The sequence below is a fragment of the Desulfovibrio sp. TomC genome, from assembly GCF_000801335.2.
In the GTDB taxonomy this organism is placed as follows: Bacteria; Desulfobacterota; Desulfovibrionia; order Desulfovibrionales; family Desulfovibrionaceae; genus Solidesulfovibrio.
Window position 1 is genome coordinate 133400 of record NZ_JSEH01000014.1, and the last position, 6000, is coordinate 139399.

The following is a 6000-nucleotide window of genomic DNA, read 5'->3' on the forward strand; positions in this document are numbered from 1 at the left end:
CCTGGCGCAGTAGTGGGCAAATAGGTCAGGCAAGGTCAGGTCAGGCCATATGACGCGCCATGGGCGTGACGCTTGAAGAGGATTGCCCCGGCTGGGCCGGAGGTATTTGACCCCCCTGCGAAAATGGTAAATGTCGTTTCGGGGCGAACACTGGACCTGCAAACGGCTTTCATCGGGTCCACAGGGCCTGGCATTCTCCATTTTCGCGAGTCCTTCCCAGAGACCATTGCTTCAAGCTATTTGCGGTTAAGATATTCTTTCAACTCCCTTCCTGGCCTGAAAAAAGGAAGCTTCTTAGGCTTCACTTCAACTTGAATGCCAGTTTTTGGGTTCCGACCTGTGTAGCTTTCATAATTTTTTACTGCAAATGAACCGAATCCCCGAAGCTCTACGCGGCCCCCATCGTTCAGAGCTTGTTTAATAGAGTCAAAAAAATGGATTACGAAGTCGGCAGCAAATTGCGGATCAAGATTATACTTCTCAGAAAGCTCTTTGATTAGTTCGCCTCTGTTCATTCTACACCCCCGTGCCGACAGAGTATTAACTATTCAAAAGACTTGCAAGCATTCAGATGCCGCCAAGTGGATTTTCATCCAAGCCTGATCAGCTTCTCCAAAACCATCACAACGCTTCCTTTTCGCGAAACAAATCAGTCAAAGCATTTTACTGCGCTATATATTAAGTAAAATTCCCGCACAATAAAACTGATTGTACATAAATTTTCATTACACATGATTCTGAAGAACACTCTAGATGCATCGCATTGAAATTTCATAGCACTTGGCACTTGACAATTTTCTTAAATTTGCGATCATTCTTCTCAGACAGTATTTTTCATTTTGCAACAAAGCCATCCAGTGAGGACATAATGGACGAATATCTTCAATGCGCTCTTGAGATTGTGAAGGCCCAGGCCACTGCCCGACCCATGACAGAAGATGAAATCGTCAGCATGGTCAATTCCATCGCCAAGGGTATTGCTGCTCTCAGCACCGGCCAAATCGCCACCAGTGATGCCGATGCTACCGCCTCGGCCATGGACCCGAAAAAGGCCATCAAGGAATCCTCAATTACCTGCCTTGAGTGCGGGAAGTCCTTCAAGGTCATCACCAAGAAGCACTTGGCCTCCCATGGTCTCACTCCAGAGGAATATAAGGAAAAATACGGATATAAAAAGTCGCAGGGGCTTGCGTGTAAATCCTTGACCCGGGCACGCCGCACCAAGATGAAGGACATGAAGCTTTGGGAGCGGCGGACCAAGAACAAAGCCGAATAGCAATGTTTACCATTCGATGCCGCCCGGCCTGATGCGGCCTCCCCCTTAGCCCCAGTGCGCCTCCCCGTGCTGGGGCTTTTTTTGTCTTGACGGATGACATGCCTAACCAGACAACCATCCTCGAAAATGGAGAATTCTGTCAGGGGGTGACAAATCGGGACCAAAGTGGCTGACGATTCGGGTCCCGGCCACCTGGCGTCCACCATTTTCGAAGTCCGGACCGCCCCCATGGAGCCACTGAGTGCTCACAAAGTGGAGCCACCGCGTGATCACCGATGGAGCCAGGGGACAACCGGGAGCTGGACCGAATTGCTACTGCCCCGGAAACAGGCATTGAGGACCTTGGCCATCAGCAATCTCAACGGAGGCAGCAATGGCGCTGTATGCCATACCCGGCCAAGATTCTCTTGAGGTTCGGCACCTGGTGCTTGATTACAACGGCACCCTGGCTACGGACGGGACGCTTGTGCCCGGAGTCGCTGAACGATTAAGAGAACTTGCCCTCCCGCCGCACCATCTGTTGATCCACGTGGTCACTGCCGACACCATGGGCACGGTCAACCGCCAGCTTGAGGGTTTGCCGTGTAAGCTTTCCATTCTTGGCCCGGCGGAGCAGGATAAGGCCAAGCTGAAGTGCGTCCAGGACATCGGAGTTGAGTGGACGGTAGCCATCGGCAACGGGCAAAACGATCACCTCATGCTGGCCGCAGCGGCCTTGGGAATCGCGGTCATTGGCGAGGAAGGGGCTGCAGTCAAGACCATCCTGGCATCGCGGGTGGCGTGTCGTGACATCCTCACCGCGCTGGATTTACTGCTTAACCCCAAACGCCTCGCCGCCACCTTGCGATGTTGACGGCCGACTGGGGCATGCCGCAATCTCTCGCAAGCGGTCACCTCCAGCCCGGGGACGTCGAAATTGGTAAATGGTAAATGACGCCAGGAGGGAAAACAGGGACCAGGTTCGCGGCCGATTCGGAGCCGTCCATGTGCAGCAACCATTTTCGAGTACTCGCCGAGTACCGAGCCGGAGCGAGCATCGAAACTTCCCCCACCACTGGAGTTCCTCCGCTATCTAGGTATTATTTCATAATATTATGGTTATTGCCGTGGAGTGCGGAGGTTGCTTTTGAAAATTTTCATTTTCTCCATTTTCTTTTCCATGATGATGGTAGCGACGCCAGCCCTCGCGACCGAAAATTTTTCGGGCAAAGTGGTCACGGTCGTCGATGGAGCGACCCTGGACATCGCCAAGCCGGACGGGCAAATAGAACGAATTCGCCTGTTCGCCACAGCCGTCCCGCAAGCCGGTGCGAAACATGCCGAGGCGGCCACTAAAAGGACCACGTTCTGGTGCCACCAATGGGACAACGTTGCCGAAGTAATCCCCATGGGCCAGGGCAAGGATGGGGTGGCCGTGGCCCGGGTAATTGTCGGCCAAGAGGAAATTGCCAACGTTTTGGCCAAAGCCTGTCTGGCACGCGTGAACATGAAGCTATGCCGCGACCAGTTCACCCCGGAATGTGTCGGCTGGAACGCCTGGGAATTGCAGTGCCGGGACGAAAAAAAGGGCCTATGGTCCGAGTAGAGCGATAGGAATCAGTTTTTAAGGGCTAACCGATGAGAAAATTTGCAATTCTTTGTTTTATCGTTGCGCTATGGTGCCTGCCGGCTTTTGCCTACGACCTCACTCTGCACGATACTCCTGTGCAGGTTTTCTTCTCGCCTCGAGGCGGGGCACAGGAATCGTTGGTGGCCACCATCGGCCAGGCCAAGGATACCATTTTCGTCCAGACTTACAGCTTCACGTCAGCCCCCATAGCCAAAGCCCTGGTGGATGCTGCGAAGCGTGGCGTGAAAATCGAAGCCATTTTGGACAAGAGCCAAAGGTCGGCACGCTATACCGGCGCGACCTTCTTGAGGAACGAAGGAATCCCTGTGTATATCGACGACAAACACGCCATAGCTCACAACAAGGTTATGATCATTGATGGCTCCATTGTTGTCACTGGCTCTTTCAATTTCACGAAGGCAGCCGAAGAAAAAAACGCTGAAAATTTATTGATCATTCGCAACAACGAGATGGCCAGGATCTACATGGTAAACTGGGAGAAGCACAAAGAGCATTCTGAAAAACACTAAACAACCACCAACTGAAGCTGGCGGCTTACAAACTTCGGACTGAGTATTTGTTGACGACTGCCAACGGTTATCAATATTTTTTTGGCGCATCAGCCAACAGATCGCCAACAGACAGCCAAGGCGTCTGTGGTGCGTCAGCCAACGTGGCTGTGGTGTTTTACGCTCTTGTCGACGAGACTCCTAACAGTTCAGGATGGTTCTTTTTTAAGATTTAACATATTTTCCTCTTTCTACCACATGTTACCCTCAATTTAGACATGAGCATCCGCGCCCGTAAATAATAGCTTCTACCTCCCGTCTGAGGTGTTACTTGGATTTGTGTGCTGATCCGATCCTTCAAGGTTAGTACATGTGAAATGACGCCGATCAGCTTGCCGTCCTGCTGTAAACCTGCAAGGGTTTCTAAAGCAGTATCGAGGGCTTCTTCGTCCAGGGTGCCGTAGCCTTCATCCAGGAATAGCGAATCCACTCGAACATTCTTGCTGGTCATACCCGGCACAGAAAACGGTAATAGAGTTCCTGGCGCGATTGCTCGGAGCGCTGGTGGCAAAGACATCACCTGCCACCAGCAGTGCAGCAATTGTATTCTTCTGAATTGTCTCAGCCAGCTAGGTCAGAAAGGATTCGAACTCCTCGTAGCGTTTTCTGCCATAAAGAGTGCGCCCAATGTGCCAGTCGGATGTGAGAAGGAGCTTCATTGCATATCCCGTGCAGATGGGACTGGTCGCTGTTTAAATTCCGCTTGCCACTTCTTCAACTCATTGAAATCATCTGCAAACTCATCCGGATCGGGGAGCGGAATCGGAGCATCAAGAGGCTGTGAATGCTCATACCTTGAATATTTCGTCATCAAGTCATCGAAATACTGGCAATCTCGTTCGCTGATCAGGGCAAGCTTGTGGATCTTATTTTTGGTGTTGATATCCCTTCGGTAACGGCCTACGATATCGGCCATTAGCTCAAATTCGATCATTCTCTCAAGGAGAATCCTGAAATCGCTGCATAGAGATTTTGCATATGGCTCATAAACATCTTTGCCATGCTCTTGGAGTAGTTTCTTTGCTTTGGAAAGTCGATCATTAATGAGACTGTTCAATGCTTTATCGGGTCTTTTAACGAAGAGTGGAGTGTCTCCAGGCTCCCCAGCCCCCCATGTTTCAGCCCTAATGCAGATGATTTCTGGTTCTCGATCAACTTTTTTCGAGTATTCTTGGATGAGACCCAACAAGGACAGGCGGTGGGTAAAGACAATGACCTGCTTGTCCTGAGACAACTCGATCAGCATTTGAACCACGGCCTCCTCATAGCTTTGGTCGAGTGAGGATATAGGGTCGTCGAAGACAAACGGGGCATGGTTGCTCTTGCCGGTGACGTCGGCCAAAAATGCTGCAATGGAAACGATCCGATTTTCTCCCTCGCTCAGAACATCGGCGAGCCCATGCTGAGAGGCCCCTCGAAGCTGGAGTTTATGAAGGACGCGGCCCTTAGAGACTTTTGATTTCACGAGCTCAACCTTCACATGAGACGCGCCCAGGGCCTTGAGCACCACGTTGAATCTTTGCACGAACGCATCCGTGATCAAAGCTTCTGCCAGTTCCCCTTTCTTCTGGGATAGGGCTTTGGTGTTGGTCGACTTCTTGGCTTCCTGAATTTGGTTCAGTAGCTTCAATCTGGTGGCTTCTTCAACAATGGCGGTGCGGTGCTCAAACAACCACTTTCTGGCCTGTAGGCTGTTTAGATTCTTCTTGATCTCCTCTCGATTGTCGGTTTTGGCGTCTTCGTCATATTTTGCCGCGAGTTCACCGAGGCTTTTCGACTGGGCGTTGGCTTCTTCGATCCATTTCGGTGAGAGCAGAGGATCGGGAATGGCTTCTTCGGAGTAGATCCCAAGAAGTAGATCTTTTCTGGCCTGCAATTGAGCAAAGAAATCGGTCACCTGGCTGGCAACTTCATCCTGTGGGATGCCAGCCGCATCGATACGTGTCTTCAGCGTCTCCGATGTCGGTAGCGGATCGATAGTTTGACTGGCAGTCTCATATTCCGTGGCCGCTTCGGTTGCGGCTTTCTGCATCTCACCCATTACGAAGTTTTCGAAGGAGATCAATCGGTTCTTGGCCTCCTGGGTCAAGGTCTGATGACACAGGACACAACGGGAACCATCAGAGACATTCGGGTACTCGGCTTCTTTATAGGCAGCCGATACGGAGTAGTTCCGGGCCGCTTCCCAAAGCTCTTTCCATATATCAGACCCGATGCCTTCCAATTCGCTGCTGGAGAACACCTTTTCCGCCGCCGTATCTGCCGCTGTCTTCTTGAGGATCGACTTCTTCTTGGCAGCAATGATCCACCGGCAATTCTCGTCCGATAATTGCTCCAAATACTTTTGGGCGTCCTGGACCAGAGTGTCGATATGCTGTTTCTGCTTTTTCAGCTGCTTCGCTTTTTCCGCCGGGGCCTTTTCGGCAAGGCGCTGCTGCAGCGTTTGAATCTCGGTCTCGTCAACGCTGCTAAATGTGCAATGCTTGTCGATGTCCTGGGTCTTGGTCTTGGCGCTGATGGATTCGTACCAGATGCCTTCAGGAATT

Annotated in this window: 7 protein-coding genes; 4 read left to right on the forward strand and 3 right to left on the reverse strand. The window is 51.4% G+C overall.

The window, feature by feature from the left end; translation table 11 throughout:
* Nucleotides 1–236: 236 nt before the first annotated feature.
* A complete protein-coding gene (locus tag NY78_RS23880; protein ID WP_043637347.1) occupies nt 237–515 on the reverse strand; it encodes an HU family DNA-binding protein in 279 nt (92 codons plus the stop codon).
* 353 nt (nt 516–868) lie between these two features.
* Between NY78_RS23880 and NY78_RS14385 the strand changes: the two genes are divergently transcribed.
* From NY78_RS14385 to NY78_RS14400, 4 genes are all read left to right on the forward strand, one after another.
* A complete protein-coding gene (locus tag NY78_RS14385; RefSeq protein WP_043637349.1) occupies nt 869–1276 on the forward strand; it encodes a MucR family transcriptional regulator in 408 nt (135 codons plus the stop codon).
* Nucleotides 1277–1649: 373 nt separating this feature from the next.
* A complete protein-coding gene (locus tag NY78_RS14390; RefSeq protein ID WP_043637351.1) occupies nt 1650–2129 on the forward strand; it encodes an HAD family hydrolase in 480 nt (159 codons plus the stop codon).
* Nucleotides 2130–2402: 273 nt separating this feature from the next.
* Nucleotides 2403–2861, forward strand: coding sequence for a thermonuclease family protein (locus NY78_RS14395; protein ID WP_043637354.1), 459 nt, complete (start codon nt 2403–2405; stop codon nt 2859–2861).
* Between the two features lie 32 nt (nt 2862–2893).
* The gene (locus NY78_RS14400) at nt 2894–3415 is read left to right on the forward strand and encodes a phospholipase D family nuclease (RefSeq protein WP_043637357.1); all 522 of its coding nucleotides are present in this window, start codon (nt 2894–2896) and stop codon (nt 3413–3415) included.
* Nucleotides 3416–3626: 211 nt separating this feature from the next.
* Here the strand turns inward: NY78_RS14400 and NY78_RS25545 are convergent, their stop codons facing one another.
* Complete coding sequence (locus tag NY78_RS25545; RefSeq protein ID WP_231584004.1) at nt 3627–3995, reverse strand: hypothetical protein; 369 nt, start codon at nt 3993–3995, stop codon at nt 3627–3629.
* Between the two features lie 114 nt (nt 3996–4109).
* Nucleotides 4110–6000 (reverse strand): AAA family ATPase (locus NY78_RS14410; RefSeq protein WP_043637362.1); only part of this gene is annotated, 1891 nt, incomplete at its 5' end.